The sequence below is a fragment of the Streptomyces sp. NPDC001858 genome, from assembly GCF_053594615.1.
On the sequence record NZ_JBSFEV010000005.1, the window covers coordinates 62,152 to 87,592 of the forward strand.

The following is a 25,441-nucleotide window of genomic DNA, read 5'->3' on the forward strand; positions in this document are numbered from 1 at the left end:
CCTGGTGCCTCCGGCACCCCCGGGGAGGTCCGCTACAGCGGCGTGCGACGAATCGCTCGGCCCGCCAACTCATCCGTGCGGCGACCGTCCTCGATGACGAAGCGGCCGTCCACCAGGACGTGCGGGATGCCCGTGGGCGGTGTGCGCGGGGCGTCGTACGTCGCACCCGCCGCCACCGTTCGCGGGTCGAAGAGGACCAGGTCGGCGCGGTGGCCCTCGCGGACCAGGCCCCGGTCGGGCAGTCGCAGCCGGGCCGCCGGGCGCGAGGTGAGATGGGCGACGCAGTCCTCCAGGGACAGGACGCCCAACTCCCGCACATAGTGGCCGAGATAGCGCGGAAACGTGCCGTACGCCCGCGGATGCGGCTTCGCGCCCCGCAGGATGCCGTCCGAACCGCCCGTGTGGACGCGGTGCCGCATGATCGTCCGGACGTTCTCCTCGTGGCCCACGTGCTGGAGGATCGAGGGGGCGAGCCGGTCGTCCAGGAGCAGCCGGCGGGCCGTCGTCCAGGGGCTCTCGCCGCGCGCCGCCGCCGACTCCCGGACGGTCCGGCCGACGTACTCCCCGAGCGCCGGGTCGCCCACGCCCGAGATCTCGATCGTCTCCCAGTCCACCGGCACCCCGTGACAGCCGTCCGCGCCCACGACCTCCAGCTGGTGGCGGACGCGTTCTGCCGTCTCGTCGTCCGCGAGGCGGCGCAGGGTCTGCGCCGGGCCGCCCTCGCTCGCCCAACTGGGCAGCAGGGCCGCGAGCGTGGTGCTGCCGGGGGTGTACGGGTAGGTGTCGAGACTGATGTCGGCGCCCGCCGCCAACGCCTCGTCCAGCAGCGCCAGCAGCTCGGGCGCGCGGCCCTCGTTCTCGCCGAAGTTCATGGTGGCGTGCGCGAGATGGAGCGGACAGCCCGCCCTGCGCGCCAGCTCGACCATCTCCGCGTACGCCGCCAGCGCACCGGCGCCGTAACTGCGGTGGTGGGGGCAGTAGTAGCCGCCGTAGGACGCCACCACCCGGCACAGTTCGGTGAGTTCGGCGTCCGGCGCGTACATGCCGGGCGTGTAGGTCAGCCCGGACGACATTCCGACCGCGCCCTGCTCCAGCCCCTCCGCCACCAGTCGCCGCATCCGGTCCAGCTCCCGGGGCGTGGCCGGGCGGTCCTCCCAGCCGACCGCGAGGGCGCGGACCGTGCCCTGCGGGATCAGATACGCGGCGTTGACGGCGATCCCGCGGTCCAGCCGGTCCAGGTACTCGCCCACCGACCGCCAGTCGAAGTCGACGTCGTCGCCGGGGCCGTTCCAGCCCGCTATGGCCGAGCGGACCTCGGCCAGCGTCCGGTCGTCGACCGGGGCGTACGACAGACCGTCCTGGCCCAGCACCTCCAGGGTCACGCCCTGCGCGGCCTTCGCACTGTGGTCGGGGTCGCGCAGCAGCGCGAGGTCGCTGTGCGCGTGCATGTCGATGAAACCGGGGGAGAGGACGAGGCCCTCCGCGTCCAGCTCCCGCCGCGCCTTCGGCCGTTGGCACCCGGCCGCGGCCGCCTCCTGCACGATCCCCACGATCCGGCCGCCGTCCACGACCACATCGGCGCGGTACGAGGGCCCGCCCGAGCCGTCGACGACGTCCGCGTCCCGGATGACGAGTTCTTCCACGACGGGCCTCCAGCGAAAAGAAGTGCGATGAACGTGCCGATGGGAGTGCCGCGATGTGCCGTCGGTCCGCTGCGGCGCCGTCGTGGCTGGTCGCTCCCCCACTCTCGGCTGCGCTCGAGCGGGGGGACCCCCATCGCGGCGGAGCCGCAGATGTCAGCGCCCCGCGCCCCTTCAGGGCGCTGCCGTACCGCGCCTGTCTAGAAGAACGTGCGGATGTATTCCACGACCGTGCCGTCCGCCTTCGCCAGCGGGATCAGCGGCCACTTGTCGAAGGACGTGCAGGGGTGGGACAGGCCCAGGCCGACCCAGTCGCCGACCTCGACGTCCGCCTCGGCCGTGGTGCGCAGCCAGGCGTGCTGGTCGGACAGGCCGGTCACCGACACGCCGGTCGCCGGGCGTTCCGTGCCGGCGCGGCGGATCGCCTGGGCGAAGGGCAGGTCGAGGTCGTAGGCCGCGTCCCGCTTGCCCGCGTTGAGGAACGCCTGCTCGGGGGAGGGCCGGGAGACGACCTGGGCCCACAGCCGGAACGCGGGCTCCAGCGCGCCCTCCTCGGGTACCCGGTTGAACGGCGTGAGCTTGCGGTAGTGGCCGTCGTCGTGCGAGACGTACGCGCCCGAGCGCAGCAGCTTCAGGACCGGGAGCGAGAGTCCGGGGATCTCGGCGAAGACGTCGGCGACCGCGTCGAACCAGGCGCTGCCGCCCGCGCTGACCACGATCTCCTCGGCGCCCGCGAACCGTCCCGCCTTGTCGAGGTCGACGGTGAGGGCGACGAGCCGGCGCAGCCAGGCGCGCACGCGCTCCGGGTCGGCCTGCGGGACCTCGCCCTCGTAGCCCGCGACCCCGACCAGCCGCAGGGTCGTCGTGGCCGCCACCGCCTCCGCGACCGCCGCGCACTCCGCCTCCGTGCGCACCCCGGTGCGGGCGCCCTCGCCGGCGGCCAGTTCGACGACGACGTCCAGCGGGCGGCCCGCGCCGCGCAGGGCGGCGTCCATCAGCTCGACGCCGCGCACCGAGTCGACGTAACAGACGAAGGCGAAGCCGGCGTCGGCGTCGAGCTGCGCCGAGATCCAGCGCAGGGCGGCCGGGTCCACCAGTTCGTTGGCGAGGAAGACCCGCTGGACGCCGTACGCGCGGGCCACCCGCACCTGGTGCGGGACGGCGAGGGTGATGCCCCAGGCGCCGCGGTCGATCTGACGCTGGAAGAGCTGCGGGGCCATGGACGTCTTGCCGTGCGGGGCGAACGCGAGGCCGTGCCGCGTCGCGTACGTCTCCATGAGGTCGAGGTTGTGCTCCAGGCGCTCGGCGGAGAGGGCCAGCACCGGCGTCGCGAAGCCGCCGGTGAAGAGGTTGCGGCGCTGGGCGGCCAGCTCGCCGACGGTGAGGCCGTCGGCGTCCGGCGGGAGGCCCTTGAAGCGGTGGTCGACCCGGTCCTCGGCCAGTCGGGCCAGCGCCTCGCGTGCCTCGATGCTCATGGAACCTCCCTGATCAGGAGCGTTGCAATATCCGCAACGTCCATTGCGTATGTCGCTTACTGCTGTCTAACATCTCCGCCAACGCCGGGTCAACGGAGCAGCCGACCCGCACCAGCACAGGAGCCCACGAGGTGGACGTCGTAGACGTGGTCGCGCTCGGCGAGTCCATGGTCACCTTCCTGCCCACCCGGCCGGGCCGCCTCGCCGACGTGCCGTCCTTCGACCGGGCCATCGGCGGCGCGGAGTCCAACGCGGCCTGCGCGCTGGCGGCCGCCGGACACCCCGTGCGCTGGGTCAGCCGGGTCGGCGCGGACGGCTTCGGCGACCACCTCGTCGAGGCCGTCGGCTCCTACGGCGTCGACATCGCCTCTGTACGGCGCGACCCCGACCGCCCGACCGGCGTCTACTTCCGCACCGCGGGCGACCGGGCCACCGACGCACACGAGGTCGCCTACTACCGCGCCGGATCCGCGGCCTCCGCGATGTCCGTCGACACCGTCGACCTCGACGCCGTCCGCGCAGGCCGCGTACTGCACCTGACCGGCATCACGGCCGCCCTCTCCGACGACTGCCTGGACCTGCTGCGGGAACTGACGGCCCGCCGCCCCGGACGCCCGCTGATCTCCTTCGACGTCAACCACCGCGCCGGGCTCTGGCGCGCCGCCGACGGCCCGCGCGTGCTCCTGGACCTCGCCCGCGCCGCCGACCTCGTCTTCGTCGGGGAGGACGAGGCGCAGGAGGCGTGGGGGATCACCGGCGGCCCGCCGGCGATCAGAGGGGCCCTGCCGGAACCACGCGTACTGGTGGTCAAACAGGGCGCCCGGGGAGCCACGGCCTTCGAGGACGACGGCGACGCGCAGCCGACCGTCACCTTCGTGCCCGCTCCCGCCGTCCAGGTCAGCGCAGCGGTGGGGGCCGGGGACGCCTTCGCCGCCGGGTTTCTCTCCGCGACCCTGCGCGGGCTCCCGGCGCGGGAGCGGCTGCGGCACGGGCACCTCATGGCCGCCGCCGCCCTCACCGCCCCCGGCGACCTCGCCGTACCCCCGACGCGCGCGCACGCGGACCGGCTGGCCGACCTCGACGACCCCTCGTGGGAGACACTTCGACTCGGCCCCGGCTGGACCCAGGCCCCGGCCCCGGAGGAGGTACGCACCCCATGAGCCAGACCGTCGACCGCGCCCTGAGCATCCTGCCGCTGCTCGCCGAAGGCCCCGCCGACCTGGGACAGGTCGCCGACCGGCTCGGCGTGCACAAATCGACGGCCCTGCGGCTGCTGCGCACCCTGCACGAACACGGCCTCGTCTACCGCCAGTCCGACCAGCGCTACCGCCTCGGCGCGCGCCTGTTCGCCCTCGCCCAGGAGGCGATGGAGAACCTCGACATCCGCGAGATCGCCCACCCCCACCTCGTCCGCCTGAACGAGACCTGCGGGCACACCGTCCACCTCGCCGTGTACGAGGAGGGCGAGGTCCTCTACATCGACAAGGTGGAGAGCCGCTACCCGGTGCGCATGTACTCGCGGATCGGCAAGCCCGTCGCCATCACGGTCGCCGCCGTCGCCAAGCTGCTCCTCGCCGACCTGCCCGAGCCCGAGCGGCGCGCGGTCGCCGAGAAGCTGGACTACCCCCTCTACACGGCCCGTTCCACCCCCAACGCCCCCGCCTTCGTACGGGAGTTGGAGAAGGTGCGCGAGCAGGGCTGGGCCACCGACCTCGGCGGCCACGAGGAGTCCATCAACTGCGTCGCCGCGCCGATCAGGGGCTCCGACGGCCGGGTGGTCGCCGCGATGTCCGTCTCCGCGCCGAACGTCGTCGTCACCGCCGACGAACTGCTCACCCTGCTCCCGCTGGTCCGCCGCACGGCGGACGCCATCAGCGGGGAGTACTCCGGACGAACCCCAGCAGCCTAGGAAGCCACCTGATGACCGAGAAGATCGCGCTCACCCCGAAGACCCACACCACCCCGCCCGCCAAGTTCTCCCACGGCGTGAAGAAGGGCAACCTCCTCCAGGTCGCGGGCCAGGTCGGGTTCCTGCCCGCCGAGGAGGGCAAGCCCCCCACGCCCGCCGGACCCACCCTGCGCGAGCAGACCCTCCAGACCCTCGCCAACGTCAAGTCGATCCTCGAGGAGGGCGGCGCGAGCTGGGACGACGTGATGATGATCCGCGTCTATCTCACCGACGTCGACCACTTCGCCGAGATGAACGGCATCTACAACGCCTACTTCGAGGAGCAGCGCCTCACCGCGCCCCCGGCCGCCCGCACGACGGTCTACGTCGGCCTCCCCACCGGGCTCCTCATCGAGATCGACGCACTCGCCGTCCTCGGCTGACACCGCTCCACGGATTCCCGCGCGTCGGCGGCCGGATTGAGCCTCTTCGTGTAGGTCTCCGGTAACGAAGTAGGGGCTGACTGTGTCCGGCACAGGATCTTCGACCATACTGCCCGCTGTGGAGCAGCGCATAGGTTCGAGCAGCCAGCCCCTGGAGGGCGCCGGATTCGACCCGGCATTCATCCCCGGGCTCACGTCGCCCGTGACCGCGGAGCCGGAGGACGCGAAGCCGGCCGAGGACGAAGAGGGGGAGCCGACGACGGAGGAGACTCCCGCCGCGGAGACCTCCGCCGAGAAGCCGAAGCCGGCCGACGACTCGGCCGACGACTCCGACGGCGACTCGGCCGACGGCTCTGACGACGAGCCGGAAGAGGAACTGTCGTCCGAGGGTCCCGTCTTCGAGGCCTCCGACCGCCGGGCGCGGATCGCCGCCGACGCCAAGGGCGTCCGGCTCCGCCTCGACGAGGAGGAGTGCGAGTTCCGCTGGGACGAGATCGGCGCGATCGAGACGGAGTCGCCGCGCTTCGGCAAGCGGTTCACGATCACGGTGCACACCCCTGACCGCCGCTGGTACCCGATCGAGATCGAGGCGACGGCCAGGGCCCGCTTCAACGAGTGGGAGAAGCAGTTGGACGACGTCCTCGACGCCTACTTCGAAGAAGGCGACGCCGAGGACGACGACGTCGACGTCGAGGACGCTGACGTCAAGGACGCCGACTAGCTGCAGTACTGGGTCGCCTTGCCGATGGACCGGTACATACAGTCCGCGTTTTCGAGAAGCTGCAACACCGCGTCCCGGTTACGGGAAGTCTCCCGCTCGATGACCTCGTCGGGCGGGTAGAACCCGCCTCCCGCGCTGGAGGACGGGTACATCTCGAAGGTGTACGAGAAGATCTTGTGCGCGCCCCAGAGATAGTCGTCGATCGACCCGTCCGTGATGTACAGGTCACTGGCCTGCTCGGCGGTGTACCCGTTGCTCGCGGCCATCTTCTGCCCGACGGCCTTGAACGCGGCGTTGTCGTCCACGGTCATGCCGGTCGCCGTGTCGGCGGTCGTGTACCCGAAGGGCCACAGCACCAGCTGGCTGTAGGTGTGGAAGTCGATGCCCGCGGTGATCTGCTGCTTGCCGCCGACGATCCGGCTGCGCACGAAGTCCGAGACCACCTTCACCTCGGGGGCGGACTCGGCGGACGTGCCCCGGTAGGTCTCGGAGGACGTGGACCCTGAGGAGCCGCCGCAGCAGCCGAACTTGTAGTTCCAGTTCCGGTTGAGGTCCGTGCCGACGTACGAGGAACCGGAGTTGGGCTGCCGGTTCTTGCGCCACGAGCGGTAGGAGCCGGTGGCGACGTCGTACTCGCCGCCGTCGGGGTTGAGGTCGGGGACGATCCAGATCTCGCGGCCGTTGACCATGCTGGTGACGCGCGAGTCGGAGCCGTAGCCGGCGCCCAGCTCGCGGATCAGGTACAGGGCCATCTCCACCGTGAGGTGCTCGCGGGCGTGCTGGTGGTGGGTGAACAGCACCTCCGGCTCGGCCTCGTCGGTGGCCACGTTGTCGCTGATCTTGATGGCCACGATGTCCCGGCCCTCGTACGACTTGCCGATGACCCGCTTGCTCATGATGCCCGGGTAGGCGGCGATCCGCTGATTGATCTCCGTCGTCATCTCGGCGTAGTTGTGGTACCGGGAGTCGGCGGACGGGAAGTCGAAGAGCCGTACCTCGTCCTCGGCGACCCGGTCCGGCGCGGAGCCCAGCAGGGTCACCTCGTACCCCTGCGAGCGCAGCTTCTTGATGTGCTCCGCGCGGCCGGAGACCACGACGGTCTCCTCGTCGGCCTCGTCGATGCTCACGCCGGACGCGGCGATCGCGGTGCGCAGCTGTGGGGTGCTGTGGGCGATGTGGATCTCGTACTGCCGGATGTCGTCGGCGGAGGGCGCGGCCTTGGGGGCGCTGCCCGCCGCCGCGTCGGTGACCGTCGCCGAGACCGGCGCCGCGAGGGCGAGGGCCAGCAGGGCGGCGAGCACGGCCGTCCTCCTGCCGCTTCGGCCGCCGGTGGCGCCGGGACTGCCTGAACCTGAGCCGCGAATGCGAAGTCGCATGAACTCTCCTGATGGGGAGTCGGGTCGTGGGGGGCTGTGCGCTTGCTGTGTGCGGCGGTACGGGTGCCGCTCATCGTCGATGTCTGGCATGAGCAGGTCAAGAGACGACAAAGCGTCGATGTGGCTGGAATCGTGCGGAATCGGCCTTGACCGGCCGCGCAGTGTAGTCGTGGCGACGCTCGCCCGAGCGATCCCACGCGAAGTGCACCCACCCGTGTGAGGCGAGTGTGCATATATGTACGCGTCGGGGAAAGCTGGGGTTTCGCGACGACGACCAAGGACTGTTCATGGGCGGATCAGCGCCGCGCCGGGACGGTCACCTGCCGGTGGAGACGACCAGCTTCGTCGACCGGCGAAGCGAACTGGCGGCGGGCCGTGAGCTGTTGGCCAGAGCCCGACTGGTCACCCTGACCGGCCCCGGCGGCGTCGGAAAGACCCGGCTGGCCGGCCGGATCGCGGCCCGCGTGGAACGGGCCTTCCCCGACGGCGTCCGCTTCGTGCCCCTCTCCGGCCTGCACGACCCGACGCTGGTCCCCCTCGCCGTCGCCGACGCGCTCGACCTGCACGACCACTCGGAACGCCCCGCGCTGGACGCGCTGGTGGAGCAGCTGACGGACCGCCGCCTGCTGCTGGTCATGGACAACTGCGAGCACCTGCTCGCCGCCTGCGCGACCCTGGCCGGCGCCCTCCTGCGGGGCACGACCGGCGTCCGCGTCCTCGCCACCAGCCGCCACCGCCTCGGCCTGACCGAGGAACACCTGATGGACGTCCGACCGCTGCCGGTCCCCGACCCGGACGGCGACCTCGCCGCCGCCGACGGCTACCCGGCCCTCGCCCTCTTCGCCGACCGGGCCGCCGCGGTCGCCCCCGGCTTCCGCCTCACCGCCGCCAACCGCGCCGCGGTCGCCCGCCTCTGCCGACGGCTGGACGGCCTCCCCCTCGCCATCGAACTCGCCGCGGTCCGCATGCGCGTCCTGGACCTCCCCCAGCTCCTGACCCGCCTGGACGACCGCTACCGCCTCCTCACCACCGGCGGCCCCACCGTCCCGCCCCGCCACCAGACCCTGCGCGCGGCCATCGACTGGAGCTACGAACTCTGCGACGCACGCGAACAGCTGACCTGGTCCCGGCTGTCCGTCCTGCCCGGCACCTTCGACCTGGACACGGCCGAGGCGGTGTGCGCGGGGGAAGGACACGGCGAAGGACAGGGGGAAGGACACGACGAAGGACACATGCAAGCCGGCGACGTCCTGGACGCCGTCGCCGGTCTGCTCGACAAGTCCGTTCTGTGCCGGGAGACCGGCCCGACCGGCGGCGCCCGCTACCGCCTCCTCGACACCCTCCGGCAGTACGGCCTGGAGCGCCTGCGGGAACGCCCCGGAGAGGAGCACCGGGCTCTGGTCCGGCACCGCGACCGGATGCAGCACCAGGCCGCCACCGCCGAGCGCGACTGGTTCGGCCCCGCCCAGCCGGACATCGTCGCCGGTCTGCGCGCCGACCGGGACAACCTGCGCAGCGCCCTCGACTTCAGCCTCACCACCCCCGGCGAGTCCCACGCCGGCCTGCGGCTCGCCGGCACCCTCTGGTTCCACTGGCACGCCTGCGGAGCCCCCCGGGAGGGCCGCTACTGGCTGGACCGGGCCCTGGAGGCCAACCCCGAGCCCACCCCCGAACGGGCCCGCGCCCTGTGGGTCGCGGGCCTCCTCGCCGGCTGCCCGGAGGACCTCACCCGGGGCCGCCGCCGCGCGCAGCAGGCCCGCGAACTGGCCGAGACCCTCGGCGACCAGGCCGAAGCGGCCCACGCCGACTACGTCGTCGGCGTCATCCGGCTCTTCAGCGACGACCTCACCGGCGCCCTCGACCACTTCCGCGCCGGCGTCGCCCGCGGCCGGGTCCCCGGCCAGCACCTCAGCCTCGTCGGCCTGGACCGGGTCGAACTGGCCTGCGCCCTCGCCTACCTGGGCCGCGCCGACGAGGCCATCGAGGTCTGCGAGGCGACCCGGCGGCTGTGCGCCGAGCACGGGGAGCGCTGGGTGCTGTCGTACGTGGAGCGCATCCTCGCCCTGGCCCACAGCGTGCGCGGCGACTGGGAGCGGGCGCAGCGGCACGGCCGGGAGGCGATACGCCTCAAGCACGCGGTCCACGACGTCCTCGGCATGGGCCTCACCCTCGACCTGCTGGCCCGGATCGCGACGGCCCGCGGCGCCCACGAGCACGCGGCGGTCCTCCTCGGCGGCTCCGACCGCGCCTGGGCCGACGTCGACCGCGACCGGTGGGGCTCCGCCTGCCTCAACTCCACCCGGCGCGGCAGCGAGGAGCGCGTCCGGGCGGCGATCGGACGCGCCGCGTTCCGCCGGGCCTACGACCGCGGGGCCGCCCTCACGCTCACCGACGTGGTCGCCCTCGAACTGGCGGAGCAGCCGCCCGCGGCGGCCCCCGCCGAGGAACCGCCCACCGCCCCCGGCGTCCGGCTCACCCGCCGAGAGGCCCAGGTCGCCGAACTCGTCGCCGAGGGCCTCGCCAACCAGCAGATCGCCGACCGGCTGGTGATCGCCCGCCGCACCGCCGAAGGGCACGTCGAACGCATCCTCAGCAAGCTCGGCTTCAGCAACCGCAGCCAGATCGCCTCCTGGGTGACCGCCCAACGCTGACACCCAGGCGAGTCGCCTCCACCCGACCGCTCGACCGATGGGGACCCATGACCGCTCAGCCTGCCGCCACCCCGAGGACGTTCGACCACCGCATGTCCGTCTCCGCCACGGACGAGGGGTTCGTCGCCGCCGCCCTCCCCTTCCTCGCCGAGGGCCTGGCCGCCGCCGGGGAGCCCCCGCCCGTCGCCATCGTCGCCCCCGACAAACTGGACCTCCTGCGCGACGCCCTCGGCGCGGACGCCCGGCACATCGGCCTCGTCCCGCACACCGACTGGTACACCGGCTCGGCCGCCAACGCCATCGCCCGGGCGGCCGGCCACCTCGCCGCGCACGGCGGTCCGGGCGGCCGCCTCCACCTCCTCATGGAGCCCGTGTGGAACGGCCGGGCCGGCCGCTCCCCGCGGGAGAGCGCCGAATGGATCCGCTACGAGGCCCTCGCCAACCTCCTCTTCGCCCCGACGGCGACCACCGCGATGTGCGTCTACGACACCCGTACGGCCGGCTCCGTCCTCATCGAGGCGGCCCGGCGCGCCCACCCCGACACCGGCGTCTACGCGGACCCGCTGCGGGTGGCGGCGGAGCTGGACGCCGTGCCGCTGCCCCCGACGCCCGCCGACGCCCACCGCCTCGCCGACCCCGCCCCGGACGCCGTCCGCGCCTGGGCGGCCGGCCGGGGACTGGGCGCGGCGGACGCGGAGCTGTTCGCCACGGCCGTCGCGGAGGCGGCCTCCCTCGGACCGGTCACCGGGGCCCTGCTGTGGGGCGAGGCGCCCGGCTGCGTCTGCGAACTGCTCCTCGCCCGCCGGCTCGACGACCCCCTGGCCGGCTTCGTCCCGCCGCCGACGCTGGAACCGACGCCCGGCCAGGGCCTGTGGTTCGCCCGCCAGGTGTGCGCGTACGTCGACGTCCGGGACGCCTACCCGGGCGCGGACGGCCGGGTCGACGCCGGCGTAGGCACGACCGTACGACTGCAGTACGCGTAGCCGTGACGGGGGCCGCTCGACGGGTACGGAATCGGGTAGTCCTCCCCGTACGTGGACGGCCCGGGGGAGGAGATCCTGAACCCATGCTGCGACTTTCCGGGGGAAGCGGCCCCCTCCCGGACCCCCGCCCCCAGTACGCCGCCTACCCCCAACCGCCGATAGGGGCAGGCCATTCGAGCGTCGAGTACGAGCCCCGGCCCTCCGCCGTCCGCGAGGCCCGCGCCCAGGTGCGCAGAGAGCTGGAGGGCTGGGGGCTCGCGGACCGGGCGGAGCTGGTGGACACGGCCGAACTGCTCGTCAGCGAACTGGCCACCAACGCCCTGCTGCACTGCGCGAGCAGCTTCCGCCTCACGCTGAATGCCGCGCACGGCGTCCTGCGCTGCGAGGTGACCGACTCCGGCCGCCGCGTCCCGCAGGTGCTGCACGCGGGCGGCGCCGAGCGCGGCCGGGGGATGTTCCTGGTGAACGCGCTGGCCCGGCGCTGGAGCTGCCACCAGGACGGGGCGGGCAAGACCGTCTGGTTCGAACTGGGCACCTGCGGGGGCGACGGCTGCGAGAGGTGATCAGATCGGGTGGAGATCGCGCCCGCCCCCTTGCCGGACCGGTCGCTCTAGGCTTTCTTGACCTTCATGGCGGACACCACGGGAAACCCCACGGACACCGAGGCTCCATCCGACATCGACAACCCCTCCACCAATGCCTCCCCCCGCAAGGCGAGTTGGAAGTACATCGGACCCGGCATCGTCGTCGCCGCGACCGGCGTCGGCGCCGGCGACCTCGTCGCCACCCTGATCGCGGGCAGCAACTTCGGCTACACCCTCCTCTGGGCGGCGGTCGTCGGCTGCCTGGTCAAGATCTCCCTCGCCGAGGCGGCCGGCCGCTGGCACCTCTCCACCGGCCGCACCCTCTTCGACGGCTGGGCGAGCCTCGGCCGCTGGACCACCTGGTTCTTCGTCGTCTACGTGGTCGTCTGGGGCTTCGTCTACGGCGCGGCGGCGATGTCGTCGAGCGCGCTGCCGCTCCAGGCGCTGTTCCCGGACGTGATGGACCTCAAGGCGTGGGCCGTCGCCTGCGGGCTGGTGGGCCTGGCGTTCGTCTGGTTCAACAAGTACGCCGTCTTCGAGAAGGTCATGACCGTCCTGGTGGGCGTCATGTTCGTGGTGACGGTGTACCTGGCGATCCGGGTCACCCCGAACCTGGGCGACGCCTTCGCGGGCCTGCTGCCGGTCCTGCCGGACGAGAAGGACTCCGTCCTCAACACCCTGGGCCTGATCGGCGGCGTCGGCGGCACCATCACGCTCGCCGCGTACGGCTACTGGGTCAACGCCAAGGGCTGGACGAACACCGGCTGGATGAAGGTCATGCGGCTCGACAACCGGGTCGCGTACGTCACCACCGGCGTCTTCGTCGTCGCCATGCTCTTCGTCGGCGCGGAGCTGCTGCACTCCGCGAACGTGGCGATCGCGAGCGGCGACAAGGGGCTCCTCCAGCTGAGCGACATCCTGGAGGCGGAGTACGGCACGGCGACGGCCAAGTTCTTCCTCATCGGCTTCTTCGCCACCTCCTTCACCTCGCTCATCGGCGTCTGGCACGGCGTGAGCCTGATGTTCGCCGACTTCGTGGCCCGCTTCCGCGGCCGGGGCGGCGCGGGCGGGAAGGAGGTCGCCTCCGGCGAGCGGGAGCGCTCCTGGCCCTTCCGGGCGTATCTGCTCTGGCTGACGTTCCCGCCGATCGTGCTGCTCTTCCAGGGCGAGCCGTTCCGCCTGATCATCCTGTACGGCGTGCTGGGCGCGGCCTTCCTGCCGTTCCTGGCGGGCACGCTGCTGTGGCTGCTCAACTCCTCCCGCACACCACGTGAGTGGCGCAACGGGCTGCTGAGCAACGCGATGCTGGTGCTGGCGGGGCTGCTGTTCCTGGTGCTGTGCGTGAAGCAGATCTGGGACCAGCCGTGGTCGGAGTTCTTCTAGCCGCCGACCGCGGACCGCCGACCGCGGACCGCCGACCGCGGACCGCCGACCGCCGGCCACCCGAGAAACTATTTGAGCAACTCAAGCTTGATTAACTCAAGCTTGAGTTCGGCAAGCATCTCTCCTAGGCTGCTGATCCCCGCTGTTGATCCCCTAGGAGAGGTGCAGGCCGTGGCAGTGACCGTGCTGGACGACAAGACCGCGCTCGTGCTGATCGACCTTCAGGCCGGCACGCTCGCCGCCCCCACCAAGCCCTACCCGGCCGCGGACGTGGTGGCCCGGGCCGCCGAGCTCGCCGACGCCTTCCGCGCCGCCGGCGCCCCCGTCGTCCTGGTCCGGATGGCGGCCTCGCCCGACCCCGCCGACGCCGTGCCCGGCCGCAGCGAGGCCGCCCGACTGGCCGGCGGCCGCTCCCGCGCCCATGACCTGGGCCCGATCGCCGAACCGCTCGCCGGCCACGACGAGGACATCCTGGTCGCCAAGCGGAGCTGGGGCGCCTTCCACGGCACCGACCTCGACCTCCGGCTGCGCCGCCGGGGCGTCACCCAGATCGTCCTGGGCGGCATCGCGACCAGCCTCGGCGTCGAGTCCACCGCCCGCGCCGCCCACGAGCACGGCTACCACGTCGCGTTCGCGACCGACGCGATGACCGACATCAGCGAGGACGCGCACCGGCACAGCGTGTCGTACCTCTTCCCGCTGATCGGCGAGCCGGGCACGACGAAGGAGATCCTCGCGCTGCTGGCCGACCGCTGACGGACGGGCCCTCGGCCGCGGACCCGTCTCGGACGCCGGCGGTCAGCCGCCGAGCACGTCCCAGTGCGAGCTGAGCGCGATCTGCCGCAACTGGGCCATGGTGAGGGCGGGTTCCGGACGCGTCGCGGCCGTCGACTGGCTGCCCGAGTTGAACGCGCTGATCACCACCCGCCTGCCGTCCTTGCGCATCGTGTCCACGGTCCACATCACGACGCCCTCGCCGCCCTTCTCGCCCGGCTTCTGACTCGTCGCGACCCGGGTGCCGTCGGGAAGGGTCTCGGCCGAGCCGTACAGCTGGTCGGCGACGTCGGACATGTTCGACTGGAGGTTGACCTGGACGTAGCTCTTGCCCTTGCCGTCGTCCACGACGGCGTAGGCGAACCCGGGCTGGCCGCCGGTGGCACCGACCTTCAGCCCGTCGGGGAGGGTCCTGCGCAGGGTGGCGATCATCCGCTGGACCGCGACGCCCGGATCGGCCTGGGCGTTCGACGAGGCGGCGGGGGTCGGCCGGGCGTTCTTGCCGGGGATGGCGGCGATGATCCGGCGCCAGTCGTCGGCCGCGGCGAGCGTCTTCAACTGCGCGGTGCTCAGCGGCGGTTCGGGACGGCTGACCGGCTCGCCCTTCTCGGCCGGGGCGTTCCACTCCAGGACGCTCACATGCTGCCCGGCCGGTGTGACCAGGTCCGCGCCCCACGCCTTGGTGTCCTCACGGCGGTCGGGGTACTCGTAGCCCTGGTAGACGGTGATCGCGGACCCGTCGGGCAGCAGCTCGGTCTTACAGCTGTCGAGGCCCGAGTCCGGACCGTCCGAGCAGGGCATCACCATGGCGGACGGATCGATCTTCCCCGCGTCCGCGGGGATCTGGTCCAGGCCCACCGAAATGGCCGCGTCGCCCTTCCCGTCGTCGAACACGCCCAAGGCGAGCGGCGGCCGGTCCTCGTGCGTGCCGCGCGCCTCCGTCTTGGTGAACTTCCCCTCGGGGAGCAGCTTCTGGAGCGTGCGGAAGACTTCGTCGGCGGAGTACCCCGGTTCTGCGGGGCTGCGGCTGCCGGACGCGGCGACGGAGGACGGCTCCGGGGTGCCGCCGCCCCACGGTGCCAACAGCGCCCCGCTCACGCCCACGAGGGCGAGGCCCGCCGCGCTGCCGACGATCCGCTGCAACTGAAGCCGACGCCCGCGCCGTTGGCCGGCGGTGGCGAGTTCGGTACGGGGGGAGTCGAAGGCGCCGCCGACGTCGTGCAGGGCGGCGGAGAGACGGTCCTCGAAGGGATCGCTGTGCTGGTCGACGGGCATGGTGGACCACCGTTTCCGCAAGATGGGTCGAAGGGAGTGACGGGCGAAGGCGAGCGAGCGCCAAGGCGAGGGAGCGCCAGGGCGAGGGAGCGTGAAGGCGAGAAGAACCGGAGGCGGTACGGGAGGCTCAGGGGCGGGCGTATTCGCCGATGTCCTCGCCGAGCAGTTCCCGCAGCCGTCCGAGGGCTCGCGTGCACCGCGTCCGCACGGCCGCCGAGCTCGCGTTCATCGCGCCCGCGGTCTCCTCGATCGAGCGGTCCTCCCAGTACCGCAGGACCACGACGGCCCGGTCCTTGGCGGGCAGCCGCCCGAGGGCCTGGAGCAGCGTCATTCTCAACGGCGTGTCGGTGCCGCCGCCGTCGGCCACGTCCGGGAACGTGTCGACGGCCCGCTCGCGGCTGCTGCGCCGGCGCTGGTGCGCGAGGAAGGTCCGGGTGAGCACGGTCTGCGCGTATCCGGCCGGGTTCTCGACCCGGGACACCCGGCCCCAGCGGACGTACAGCCTGCCGAGGGTCTCCTGAACCAGATCCTCGGCGAGGTGCGTGTCCCCGGCGGTGAGCAGACACGCCGACCGGTAGAGGTGCCCGGTGCGCGCCGCCGCGAACTCGGCGTACTCGTCCGCGCGGACCTGCCTCATGAGTGTTCCCCCCTGCGTCGGTTGCCGTGCTGTCCTCACCTCACTAATGCGCCGGGGGGCGCGGAATGTTTCAGGGTCGGCTTCCAGGGGACCGAAAGCGGCCGCACAGGGGCCGCCGGGTAGGTTGCGGCTGTGACAGACCAGCCGCCGCCGACCCCGCCGCTTCCGTCGACCCCGCCGTCGACCACGCCGCCCGCGCCGATCCCGCCGGGCTTCGGCCCGCCCCCGCCCCAGTACGCCCCGCAGCCGGGCCCGCCGCAGCCCGGCCCGGAGTTCCTGGCGGTCGACAAGCACAACTCGGTCGTCGTCGACGCCTCGGGCGTCGGCTTCGAGATGTACGACATCACCGTCGACTTCCCCTGGGACGAGATCCGCAGCGTGCACTACAAGGCCGCCCCGAACGGCAAGGCCCTCATGGTCGCCGTGGTGCACGTGGACGGCAGGGTCTACGAGTGCGTGGTCACGGCGAAGCCACGAGAGCGACTGCAGGGCTGGTTCGCCCAACTGGCCTGGGTGCTGGGGTACTACCGGCCGGCGGGGTGACGAATCACAGCAGGTGGTCGGCCTTCCCCGCCTTGATGTCGAGGATCATCGTGCGGAGCGCGTCGCGAGAGTCGGTGAGGTAGGAGTCCTCGGCGCCGGCTATGGCGATGTAGGCGTTGCCGTCAGGGTCGGTACCGAGGCGGAAGCAGGCCGATCCCTCGGCGCAGAACGGTTCTTCCCACGTGATGTCGGCCATGATCGTTCGTCCCCTCAGAGGTGGCTGGCGATGTCCTGGATGAACGCGTACGACTGCTCGGCGGAGAGCGCGCGTTCCTCCATCCAGTTCAGGTGTGCTCGGTACTTGGTCAACTGAGCTTCCTGGTACAGGAATTCCGGTCCGTGCGCACTGTCGATCTGAACGGTGTCCAGCCGGGCCACGGGCCCCTCCAGATAGACCACGGTCTGTCCGGCACCGGGGAACGAGCCCGCGTCGAACGGAATGACGCGCAGCGTCACATGGGGGCGCCGCGACGCGGCGAGCAAGTGCTCCAACTGACCGCGCGCGACCTCGCGCCCCCCGAACTGCATGCGCAGGGCCGCCTCGTGCACTATCCCGACGTATTCGGTGGGCGCGTCGCCCTCCAGAATCCGCTGCCGCTCCAGCCGGTGAGCGAGCCGCAGGGCTACCTCGTGCTCCGGCAGTGGCGGGAGCGCGACTTTGAAGACGGCCTGGGCGTGGTCGCTGGACTGGAGGAGCCCGGGCATGTGGATCAGGTGCAGGCTGCGGATCCGTACGGCGTGGTGTTCCAGTTCGGCGATATCAAGGAATCCGGCGGGAAGACTGCCCCGGTACCTTTCCCACCAGCCTCGTGAGGTCGGTTGGGCCAGCTCGACCAGGGCGTCGATGTACGCCTCGTCGTCACAGTCGCAGTTGCAGGCCAGGGTGCGCAGTCGTTCGGCGCTGATGGCTCGGGTGCCCGACTCGATGTTCGAGATCTTGCCGCGGTCCACGCCGAGCAGCCCCGCCGCGTACTCGCCGGTCATGTCCGCAGCGGTACGCAACCTCCGCACCTCCGCCCCGAGCCTCTTCTGACGCTCGGTCGGAGCCGTCCTCGCGGCCATGCCGTTCCCTTCTCGAAGTCAGAGTCACCCTATCGGTGCCTATGTTCTCCCGAAGCTAGGGCAACATAACCCCCGATGCCTTACCTTCAGTAGTGCACAAGCTACACACGGCAGTCGGCAGTGCACCGCGCGATCCTGCCCGCACGCTCCTTCCCTGGGAGGGGTCGGGTTCGCGCCAGGGAGACGAGCCACCGACTGCGCACCCGCACGACGACCGTGACGACGAACGGCAAGGAGCCCCCATGCCCCTCTCTCGCTGTCCCCTCGCCCCCGCCTACCCCGCGGACTTCACCCCGCCCGTCCCCGAGACGCTCGCCTACAGCCTCACGCTTCCCGCCGCCCTGGCGAGCCCCGCCCTCGCGAGGGCGACCACACGCGAACTTCTCAAGGCGCACGGCCTGGACGACATGCTGGACCCGGCGCTCCAGGCGGTCGGCGAACTCACGGCGGTGGCAGCCCAGTTCACGGAGACGCCGAACTTCTACCTCTCCCTCCGCTATCGAGCCGACACCCTCCGAGTGATCGCCTACGACAGCCACCCCCGCCACACGCAACCCCACCTCGTCGCAACCTGTGACACCCGCCGCCGCGCGGCCCTCCGCCTCCTCGCGTGCGTCTGTCGCGCCTGCGAGGGCAGCTGGGGCTTCGGCGAGGCTCACGAACCCGGCGGCGGGACGCGGATGTGGGCACGGCTGCCCAGGGACGGCGCGAGGGGGTACGGGGCGGAGGCTCCGTACCCCCTGACGATGACCGGCGCTTGACCGAGCGTGAAGGGTGAGCCGGGCGTGGGCGGCATGGGTCCAGTCCTCCACGGGTGCCTGGTCCAGACCAATCCGGTTGTCAAGGGGTCCGTTTGTGGAGGGTCGGTGTGCGTAACCTGCCCCGTTTTGCTGTGAGTTGCGCGAAGAACAGTTGCTTACCGGCTACGGAAAGCTGTTCTCCGGCCACAGGGGCGTGGATACAGTGCTGAGGTAGTCACGCAATGAAGTCACCCCGGTCCACCGGAGTAACTCCGGCGGGCCGGACCGCGGGAATCGGGGAGCTGCGCGTGCCAACAGCCATTGCCGTGACCGGAGCAGACCTCGCGCTGCCGCCGCAGGACGAACGCACCCTGCCCGCCGCCGTCCTCGCCGACCTCGACCAGCAGCCGCTGGACCGGTCCGTCGCCGCCGTCCAGACGCTCCTCGATCAGTACGGGCATCTGATCGTCCTGTACTCGCGCGCCGCGCCCACCGCCGTGGAGCAGCGACTGCACACCGTCCGCGCCCTCCTGGAGAGCGACCGCATCGCGCTGTTCCGCCCCGACCTCCCGCCGCTGGGAGTCGCCGTCCTCGCCCGCCAGTTGCGGCAGCTGGCCTCCTGCGACCTCGGGCCCGGCGTTCTCGCCTCCGCGGGCCGGCTGCTCACCCACTACCTCCACGCGGGCGCGCTCCTCGGCTCGGTCGCGCGCCTCGACCGCGTTCCCGTCGTCGGGCTGAAGTCGCATGCCCGGTCCTGGGTCCCGGGCGCCCAGTTCGGCGTGCTCGCCCACCCGCAGCCGCAGTTGGTCCGGGCGACTCCCGAAACCGTGCTGCCCGGACCGGAGTTCGGCACCTGGCTGCTCGTGGCCCGCGGGCAGCTCCAGTCCGACTGGGTGACCGACGCACTCGCCCCCGCCTGGAAGGTCCAGGGGCTGCGCGAGACGGCACTGCCCGCCGAGTCCGCCGACTGGTGGGGCACCGGCAAGGCGATCGAGTTCTGCGCCTACCTGCCCGACCTCTCGGTCCTCTACCAACTGGTCACCTCGGTCCGGCAGAGCGTCTGCCACTGGTGCGGCATCGACGTCATCGGCGACCGCTGCGTCTTCTGCTCCGCCACCCCGCCGCCCACCTCCGAACTCACCGCTCGATCCGCCCGATCCGCCCGATCCATCGGATCCGACGGATCCACCCGATCCGCCCGCGCGCTCACCGCGGGCGACTGAACCGCCCAAGCAGTCCGTCCCGAATACCCCGTCCCAGGCCCCCGTTCCGTCCGCTCGACCCGACCCCCAACGAGGTTGCACCGGCTCATGAACTCCCGTCAGCGCCGCGGCGTGATCCTTCTGCTTCTGTCGGTCGTATGCGCCCTCGGCGCGTTCGCCGGCGTCCTCTCCGTCATCGACGACGTGAAGTCCAAGGTCGGCCCCGAGGTCACCGCGTACGAGCTGCGCTCCGACGTGGCGCCCTACACCGCCCTGAGCGCGGGCCAGTTCAAGAAGATCGAGATGCCGGAGCGCTGGCTGTCCGAGAACGCCGTCACCGACCTCGCCGCCATCAGCGGCAAGATCGCGGTGACGACGCTCAAGAAGGGCTCCCTGCTGCAGAGCGACATGCTCGTCGACCAGCCCGCGCTCCAGCCGGGCCAGCAGGAGGTCGCCATCATGATCGACGCGGCCACCGGCGTCGCCGGCAAGATCACCCCGGGGTCGTCGGTCAACGTCTACGCCACGTTCGAGGGCGCCCGCGAGTCCGACCCCGACCAGTCGAAGATCATCGTGACGAACGCCCGGGTCCTCGACGTCGGCGAGCTGACCGCCCTCGAACCGGACGCGAACGACCGCGGCCGGTCGGTGACCGACGCGGTCCCCATCACCTTCGCGCTGTCCACGCTCGACGCCCAGCGCATCACCTACGCGGAGTCGTTCGCCAAGCGGGTCCGCCTCGCCCTCGTCGCACCCGGCGGCGACACCCCGGTCCCCGACCAGGACCGTACGTACGAACTCGCCACGGACAAGTGAGAGGCCGCCGCCCATGCCCACGAGGATCCTCCCGGCCGTCGGCGACGCGGACGCGGTCCGTTCCCTCACCACCCTGCTCAGCCAGCTCCCGGACGCCGAACCTGTCGCCCCCGTCTCCGACTCCACCCAGCTCGTGGACACTCTCGCCCGGCTCGCCGCCGAGTCGGTCGACGAACTCCCCGAGGTCGTCGTCGTCCACGAACGCATCGGCCCTGTACCGGCGTTGGAGCTGGTCCGCGAGGTCGCCCTGCGCTTCCCCGCGGTCGGCGTCATCCTCGTCACCACGGACGTCGGCCCCGGCCTGTTCGCCGCCGCCATGGACTCCGGCGCCCGCGGCCTGGTCACCCTGCCGCTGAGCTACGAGGATCTCGCCAATCGCGTCCAGGCCGTCGCCCAGTGGTCGGTCGGCGTCCGACGCCATCTCGGCCACGGCGGCGATGTGTTCACCGGCGTCGGCGGCACGGTCGTCACCGTCAGCGGCGCGAAGGGCGGCGTCGGCGCGACCCTCACCGCCGTTCAGCTCGCCCTGGCCGCCCAGGCGTCCGGCCGCCCCACCGCCCTCGTCGACCTCGACCTCCAGGCCGGCGACATCGCCTCCTACCTGGACGTCCAGTTCCGCCGCTCGGTCGTCGACCTCGCCGCCATCGCCGACCTCTCGCCCCGCATCCTCGCCGAGGCCGTCTTCCGCCACGACACCGGAGTGGCCCTGCTGCTCGCCCCCGCCGAGGGCGAACGCGGCGAGGAGGTCACCGACCGCGCCGCCCGCCAGATCCTCTCCGCCCTGCGCTCCCGCTACGAGGTCGTCGTCGTCGACTGCGGCGCCCAGCTCAGCGGCGCGGGCGCGGCCGCCGTCGAACTCGCCGATCGCGCGCTGCTCGTCACCACCCCCGACGTGGTCGCCGTCCGCGGCGCCAAACGCACCGTCCGCATGTGGGACCGGCTGCAGATCCGCAAGGCCGAGGAGACGACCGTCGTCGTCAACCGGCACACCCGCGGCACCGAGATCCAGCCGCCGCTCATCCAGAAGATCACCGGCACGGCCATCGCCGCGACCACGGTCCCCGCCAACTTCCGGGAACTCCAGGCCGCGGTCGACGCCGGCCGGGTCCACGCCCTCGACGGCAAGGGCGCCGTCCGCCAGGCCCTGTGGGCGCTCGCGGCGGAGCTGGAGCTCGTCAAGGCCCCGGAGACCGCGCTGGTGCGCCGGGGCGGCAGCCGGGCGCGCGCCGCGGACCGGAGCCCGGTCGGGTTCCGGCGGCGGAAGGAGTGACGCCATGAGCAGACGGTGGGGGCGCGACCGGGGCCAGGTCACCATCGAGTTCCTCGGCATGACACCGCTGATCATCATCACCCTGGTGGTGGTGTGGCAGTTCGTCCTTGTGGGGTACACGTTCACGCTCGCGGGGAATGCTGCCGACGAGGCGGTGCGGGCCGGCACGGCGGCGCACCCGGGGGAGCGGCAGGCCGCGTGCCAACAGGCGGGCCTGGACAAGCTGGGGAGCGCGTGGAAGGGGAACGCCGAGGTGAACTGCGGCGGCACCGGCTATGTCACGGCCGACGTCACCCTCCACGTGCCCGTCCTGTTCCCCGGCCTGATCGACTTCCCGTTCCCGGTGCACGGCCACGCCGGCGCCGTCGAGGAAGAGGACGGCGACTGAGATGGCCGACGGACGCCGGACGCGCCCCGGGCGCCCCCGTGACCGGGGTCAGGCAGCCCTGGAGTACCTGGGCTTCCTCCCGCTGCTCCTGCTGGTCGCGCTGGCCGCCGTCCAGCTCGGCCTGATCGCCTACGCGGCGCAGCAGGCCGGCACGGCGGCCCGCACCGGCGCGCGCAGCGCCTCGCTGCGCGAGGACTACGCCACGGACTGCGCGAACGCCGTCAGCGGCTGGCTGGACGCGGGCTGCACGCCCGCGTATTCGGGCGACGAGGTCCGGGTCACCTCCACCGTCTCCATCCCGTCCGTCATTCCCGGCATCGACTTCGGCACGGCCAGCAAGACGGCCGTCATGCCGGTGGACCACTGAAAGGCGGCACGGGCATGAGTCTGCGGGCACGCATCACCTCCCCCGAGGAGAACGGCGGCCGGAGCGAGGACGGCCATCTGGTCTCCTCCTACCGGACCAAGCTGCTGGAGGAGATCGACCTCGCCGAGATGAGCTCGCTGGCGGCGGCCGAGCGCCGGGCCCGGCTGGAACGGGTGCTGGGGCACATCATCAGCCGCGAGGGCCCGGTGCTGTCGACGACGGAACGCGCCCAGCTGATCCGCCGGGTCGTCGACGAGGCACTGGGCCTGGGCATCCTGGAACCGCTGCTCGAAGACGCCTCGATCACCGAGATCATGGTGAACGGCCCGGACTCGATCTTCGTCGAGCGCGGCGGCCGGGTCGAGCAGCTCCCCCTGCGCTTCGCGTCGAACGACCAGCTGATGCAGACGATCGAACGCATCGTCTCGACCGTCAACCGGCGGGTGGACGAGACCAACCCGATGGTCGACGCCCGGCTCCCGTCGGGCGAGCGCGTCAACGTGATCATTCCCCCGCTGTCGTTGACCGGCCCCATCCTCACCATCCGCCGCTTCCCGCGCTCCTACACCCTCCACGAGCTGGTCGGCTTCGGCTCGCTCGACGAGCAGATGCTGTACCTGCTGGCGGGCCTGGTGCAGGCGAAGTTCAACGTGATCGTCTCCGGCGCGACCGGCACCGGCAAGACGACCCTGCTGAACGCGCTCTCCGGGCTGATCCCGGAGGGCGAACGCATCATCACCATCGAGGACTCGGCGGAACTCCAGCTCCAGCAGGCCCATGTGATCCGCCTGGAGTCCCGCCCGCCGAACGTGGAGGGCAACGGCCGCATCACCATCCGCGACCTGGTCCGCAACTCGCTGCGGATGCGCCCCGACCGGATCGTGGTCGGCGAGGTCCGCGGCGGCGAATCGCTCGACATGCTCCAGGCGATGTCCACGGGCCACGACGGCTCCCTGGCCACCGTCCACGCCAACAGCGCCGAGGACGCCCTGATGCGGCTGCAGACCCTCGCCTCGATGTCCGACGTCGAGATCCCCTTCGTCGCCCTGCACGACCAGATCAACAGCGCGGTGGACGTCGTCGTCCAGCTCACCCGGTTCGCCGACGGCGCCCGCCGCGTCACCGAGATAGCCCTGCTCGACAGCCACGGCGGAGAGCCGTACCGGCTGGCCACGATCGCCCGCTTCAACGCCCGCCCGATGACCGCCGACGGCCGTATCCACGGCGACTTCGAGTACTTCCCCCTCCCGCGCCGCACCGCGGACCGCCTGTACATGGCGAGCCAGCCGATCCCGCAGGCGTTCGGGGTGGCGCGCGGGGCACACGAACTGACGACACGGGAAGCCCGGTGACGCCGATGGACCTCGACACCCTGACCACCCTCACCACCGGCGTGACCGTCCTGACCTGCACCCTGGCCGTCGCCGGCCTGCACGCCTACGCCAAGGGCCGCGCCCAGCGCGCCGAACTCGTCGAACGCCTCTCCTACACCGGCCGGCTCCCCGACACCGGCCGCCGACGCCGCTTCCGCGGCCTGGACCGCCGGCTGCGCCGCACGAAATCGGGCCGCACCCTGGAACTGAAGCTCGCGGCGACCGGCCTGGACGTGACGCCCGGCGAGTTCCTCGCCTACATGCTCGCGACGGTGGCCGGCCTGTGGCTGATCGGCCAGGCCGTCCTCGCCCCGTTCTTCGGCCCCATCGCCGGCCTGCTGGGCGTCTGGGCGGCCTGGCAGTTCCTCAACTGGCAGCGCCAGAAACGCATCGAGCGGTTCATCAACCAACTCCCCGAACTGGCCCGCATCCTGGCCAACGCCACCCACGCGGGCCTGGCGCTGCGCACCGCCATAGGGATGGCGGCGGAGGAGCTGGAGGCCCCGGCGGGCGAGGAACTGGCCAAGGTCGCCAACCAGTTGGCGGTCGGCCACTCCATGGACGACGCCCTGGGCGAACTCGCCGACCGCCTCCCCTCCCGCGAACTCGTCGTCCTCGTCACCACGTTGGTCCTCTCCAACCGGGCCGGCGGCCAGGTCGTCGGGGCCCTGCGGAACCTGACGGAGACGCTGGAGGAACGCAAGGAGACCCGGCGCGAAGTGCGCACCCAGCTGTCGCAGGTGAATCTGACCTCGTACGCGGTGCCCGGCCTGGGGGTCGGGGCGTTGTTCCTCATGAACAGCGTCGAGAGCGGCACGCTGGACCGGATGACGGGCTCGCCCGTCGGCCAGGCCTGCGTGATCATCGCGTTCGGCCTCTACGCGGTCGGCTTCGTCCTCATCCGCCGCATGTCCCGCATCGACGTCTGAGCAACCAGAGGAACCGGGAGGAGAGGGACGGGATGGAGTACCTGCTCGCACTGGCCGTGGGGCTCAGCGTCTGGGGCATGTTCGCCGGCATCCGCATGTACCGGGCCGACGTGAAACTGCCCAGCGACCTCCAACTGGCCCTGGAGGTCGGCTCGACCCGCACCGGCGCGGTCGGCTCGGTCGTCGACCGGATGGGCATGCGCTACGCACCCGCCGTCCTGCGCCTGATGGGCCCCAAGCAGGTCACCCGGTACCGCCGCAGGATCGACCTCGCGGGCAACCCCGGCGGCCTGACGATCGACCGCTACGCCGCCCGGCGTGCCGTCTACGGAGCGATCGGCGCGTTCGGCGCGCTGGCCGCCCTGCTCCAGGGCAGCTACTTCGTCGCCCTGCTCATGCTCGGCTTCGGCCTGTTCTGGTCCGAGGTCGGCATCTGGTCCGCGATCCGGATCCGCAAGGACGCCATCGAACGGACCCTGCCCGACTTCCTCGACGTCCTCGCCGTGGTCGTCAGCGCCGGCCTCGGCTTCCGGCAGGCCCTCGACCGGGTCGCCTCCAAGTACGAGGGCCCGTGGGCGGACGAGATCCGCATCACGCTCCGCCAGATGGACCTCGGCGTGAGCCGCCGCGAGGCCTTCCAGGAACTGCGCCGCCGCAACGACTCCGAGCAGGTCGCCATGTTCGTCACCGCGCTCCAGCAGGGCGAGGAGCTCGGCGCGCCGATCGTCGACACGCTCGTCGCGATCGCCAAGGACATGCGCCGCACGGACGCGCAGAACGCCCGCCGCAAGGCGGCCCGAGCGGTCCCCAAGGCCACGCTGATGATCACCACGTTCATGGTCCCGGCGACGATGCTCCTCCTCGGCGCGGGGATGCTGCTCGGCTCCGGTACGGACTTCAGCTCGATCACGGGCGAGTAGG

General features: G+C 72.0%; 26 protein-coding genes. 19 read left to right on the top strand and 7 right to left on the bottom strand.

Going from position 1 to position 25,441, the window contains the following annotated elements:
* Window positions 1-32: 32 nt before the first annotated feature.
* Window positions 33-1,643 carry an N-acyl-D-amino-acid deacylase family protein gene (locus tag ACWCPF_RS08945; RefSeq protein WP_451044300.1) on the bottom strand — a complete coding sequence of 537 codons (1,611 nt, stop codon included), beginning with the start codon at window positions 1,641-1,643 and terminating at the stop codon, window positions 33-35.
* A 197-nt stretch (window positions 1,644-1,840) separates the two neighbouring features.
* Entirely contained in the window at window positions 1,841-3,115 is a 1,275-nt protein-coding gene (locus ACWCPF_RS08950; RefSeq protein WP_451044301.1) for an amino acid deaminase, read from the bottom strand.
* A gap of 167 nt (window positions 3,116-3,282) precedes the next feature.
* On the opposite strand from ACWCPF_RS08950, the gene ACWCPF_RS08955 reads away from it, so the two are divergent.
* The 4 genes from ACWCPF_RS08955 to ACWCPF_RS08970 all read left to right on the top strand — a co-directional run bounded on the left by ACWCPF_RS08955 (window position 3,283) and on the right by ACWCPF_RS08970 (window position 6,167).
* On the top strand, window positions 3,283-4,275 hold the full coding sequence (locus tag ACWCPF_RS08955; RefSeq protein WP_451044573.1) for a sugar kinase: 993 nt from the start codon (window positions 3,283-3,285) through the stop codon (window positions 4,273-4,275).
* Window positions 4,272-5,024 (top strand): IclR family transcriptional regulator, encoded by a 753-nt coding sequence (locus tag ACWCPF_RS08960; protein WP_451044302.1) that lies wholly within the window; start codon window positions 4,272-4,274, stop codon window positions 5,022-5,024. The genes ACWCPF_RS08955 and ACWCPF_RS08960 overlap by 4 nt, the downstream gene beginning before the upstream one ends.
* Before the next feature lie 11 nt (window positions 5,025-5,035).
* Window positions 5,036-5,446: a RidA family protein gene (locus ACWCPF_RS08965; protein ID WP_451044303.1), complete on the top strand. Its 411-nt coding sequence runs from the start codon at window positions 5,036-5,038 to the stop codon at window positions 5,444-5,446.
* A gap of 118 nt (window positions 5,447-5,564) precedes the next feature.
* Window positions 5,565-6,167 carry a hypothetical protein gene (locus ACWCPF_RS08970; protein ID WP_451044304.1) on the top strand — a complete coding sequence of 201 codons (603 nt, stop codon included), beginning with the start codon at window positions 5,565-5,567 and terminating at the stop codon, window positions 6,165-6,167.
* Here the strand turns inward: ACWCPF_RS08970 and ACWCPF_RS08975 are convergent.
* The gene (locus ACWCPF_RS08975) at window positions 6,164-7,543 is read right to left on the bottom strand and encodes a M14 family metallopeptidase (RefSeq protein WP_451044305.1); all 1,380 of its coding nucleotides are present in this window, start codon (window positions 7,541-7,543) and stop codon (window positions 6,164-6,166) included. The two genes, ACWCPF_RS08970 and ACWCPF_RS08975, sit on opposite strands and share 4 nt — an antisense overlap.
* A 287-nt stretch (window positions 7,544-7,830) precedes the next feature.
* Between ACWCPF_RS08975 and ACWCPF_RS08980 the strand changes: the two genes are divergently transcribed.
* The 5 genes from ACWCPF_RS08980 (at window position 7,831) to ACWCPF_RS09000 (ending at window position 13,900) form a co-directional block, all read left to right on the top strand.
* The gene (locus ACWCPF_RS08980; protein WP_451044306.1) at window positions 7,831-10,194 is read left to right on the top strand and encodes an ATP-binding protein; all 2,364 of its coding nucleotides are present in this window, start codon (window positions 7,831-7,833) and stop codon (window positions 10,192-10,194) included.
* 47 nt (window positions 10,195-10,241) lie between these two features.
* Entirely contained in the window at window positions 10,242-11,177 is a 936-nt protein-coding gene (locus ACWCPF_RS08985) for an MEDS domain-containing protein (protein ID WP_451044307.1), read from the top strand.
* 83 nt (window positions 11,178-11,260) lie between these two features.
* The gene (locus tag ACWCPF_RS08990; RefSeq protein ID WP_451044308.1) at window positions 11,261-11,740 is read left to right on the top strand and encodes an ATP-binding protein; all 480 of its coding nucleotides are present in this window, start codon (window positions 11,261-11,263) and stop codon (window positions 11,738-11,740) included.
* 66 nt (window positions 11,741-11,806) lie between these two features.
* Window positions 11,807-13,144, top strand: coding sequence for an Nramp family divalent metal transporter (locus ACWCPF_RS08995; protein WP_451044309.1), 1,338 nt, complete (start codon window positions 11,807-11,809; stop codon window positions 13,142-13,144).
* 171 nt (window positions 13,145-13,315) lie between these two features.
* The gene (locus ACWCPF_RS09000; RefSeq protein WP_451044310.1) at window positions 13,316-13,900 is read left to right on the top strand and encodes an isochorismatase family protein; all 585 of its coding nucleotides are present in this window, start codon (window positions 13,316-13,318) and stop codon (window positions 13,898-13,900) included.
* Between the two features lie 42 nt (window positions 13,901-13,942).
* Here the strand turns inward: ACWCPF_RS09000 and ACWCPF_RS09005 are convergent, their stop codons facing one another.
* Together ACWCPF_RS09005 and ACWCPF_RS09010 are read right to left on the bottom strand one after the other, a co-directional pair.
* On the bottom strand, window positions 13,943-15,193 hold the full coding sequence (locus ACWCPF_RS09005) for a hypothetical protein (protein WP_451044311.1): 1,251 nt from the start codon (window positions 15,191-15,193) through the stop codon (window positions 13,943-13,945).
* Between the two features lie 127 nt (window positions 15,194-15,320).
* The gene (locus ACWCPF_RS09010) at window positions 15,321-15,830 is read right to left on the bottom strand and encodes a SigE family RNA polymerase sigma factor (protein ID WP_351910039.1); all 510 of its coding nucleotides are present in this window, start codon (window positions 15,828-15,830) and stop codon (window positions 15,321-15,323) included.
* A gap of 132 nt (window positions 15,831-15,962) precedes the next feature.
* Between ACWCPF_RS09010 and ACWCPF_RS09015 the strand changes: the two genes are divergently transcribed.
* On the top strand, window positions 15,963-16,373 hold the full coding sequence (locus ACWCPF_RS09015; protein WP_451044312.1) for a hypothetical protein: 411 nt from the start codon (window positions 15,963-15,965) through the stop codon (window positions 16,371-16,373).
* Window positions 16,374-16,377: 4 nt separating this feature from the next.
* Here ACWCPF_RS09015 and ACWCPF_RS09020 read toward each other — a convergent pair whose 3' ends face one another.
* The gene (locus ACWCPF_RS09020) at window positions 16,378-16,569 is read right to left on the bottom strand and encodes a hypothetical protein (protein WP_451044313.1); all 192 of its coding nucleotides are present in this window, start codon (window positions 16,567-16,569) and stop codon (window positions 16,378-16,380) included.
* Between the two features lie 14 nt (window positions 16,570-16,583).
* On the bottom strand, window positions 16,584-17,435 hold the full coding sequence (locus ACWCPF_RS09025; protein WP_451044314.1) for a helix-turn-helix domain-containing protein: 852 nt from the start codon (window positions 17,433-17,435) through the stop codon (window positions 16,584-16,586).
* Window positions 17,436-17,677: 242 nt separating this feature from the next.
* Between ACWCPF_RS09025 and ACWCPF_RS09030 the strand changes: the two genes are divergently transcribed.
* From ACWCPF_RS09030 to ACWCPF_RS09070, 9 genes are all read left to right on the top strand, one after another.
* Window positions 17,678-18,196, top strand: a complete 519-nt coding sequence (locus ACWCPF_RS09030) for an ATP-binding protein (RefSeq protein WP_451044315.1) — start codon at window positions 17,678-17,680, stop codon at window positions 18,194-18,196.
* 287 nt (window positions 18,197-18,483) lie between these two features.
* Window positions 18,484-19,398 (top strand): hypothetical protein, encoded by a 915-nt coding sequence (locus ACWCPF_RS09035; RefSeq protein WP_451044316.1) that lies wholly within the window; start codon window positions 18,484-18,486, stop codon window positions 19,396-19,398.
* An 87-nt stretch (window positions 19,399-19,485) separates the two neighbouring features.
* Window positions 19,486-20,193, top strand: coding sequence for a Flp pilus assembly protein CpaB (gene cpaB / locus ACWCPF_RS09040; protein WP_451044317.1), 708 nt, complete (start codon window positions 19,486-19,488; stop codon window positions 20,191-20,193).
* 13 nt (window positions 20,194-20,206) lie between these two features.
* Window positions 20,207-21,463: an AAA family ATPase gene (locus ACWCPF_RS09045; RefSeq protein WP_451044318.1), complete on the top strand. Its 1,257-nt coding sequence runs from the start codon at window positions 20,207-20,209 to the stop codon at window positions 21,461-21,463.
* 4 nt (window positions 21,464-21,467) lie between these two features.
* Window positions 21,468-21,851, top strand: coding sequence for a TadE/TadG family type IV pilus assembly protein (locus ACWCPF_RS09050; RefSeq protein WP_451044319.1), 384 nt, complete (start codon window positions 21,468-21,470; stop codon window positions 21,849-21,851).
* 1 nt (window position 21,852) lies between these two features.
* Window positions 21,853-22,218, top strand: a complete 366-nt coding sequence (locus ACWCPF_RS09055; protein WP_451044320.1) for a TadE/TadG family type IV pilus assembly protein — start codon at window positions 21,853-21,855, stop codon at window positions 22,216-22,218.
* 14 nt (window positions 22,219-22,232) lie between these two features.
* The gene (locus ACWCPF_RS09060) at window positions 22,233-23,570 is read left to right on the top strand and encodes a CpaF family protein (RefSeq protein WP_451044321.1); all 1,338 of its coding nucleotides are present in this window, start codon (window positions 22,233-22,235) and stop codon (window positions 23,568-23,570) included.
* Window positions 23,571-23,575: 5 nt separating this feature from the next.
* Window positions 23,576-24,520 (top strand): type II secretion system F family protein, encoded by a 945-nt coding sequence (locus ACWCPF_RS09065; protein WP_451044574.1) that lies wholly within the window; start codon window positions 23,576-23,578, stop codon window positions 24,518-24,520.
* Window positions 24,521-24,552: 32 nt separating this feature from the next.
* Window positions 24,553-25,440, top strand: a complete 888-nt coding sequence (locus ACWCPF_RS09070; RefSeq protein ID WP_451044322.1) for a DUF5936 domain-containing protein — start codon at window positions 24,553-24,555, stop codon at window positions 25,438-25,440.
* Window position 25,441 lies beyond the last annotated feature (1 nt).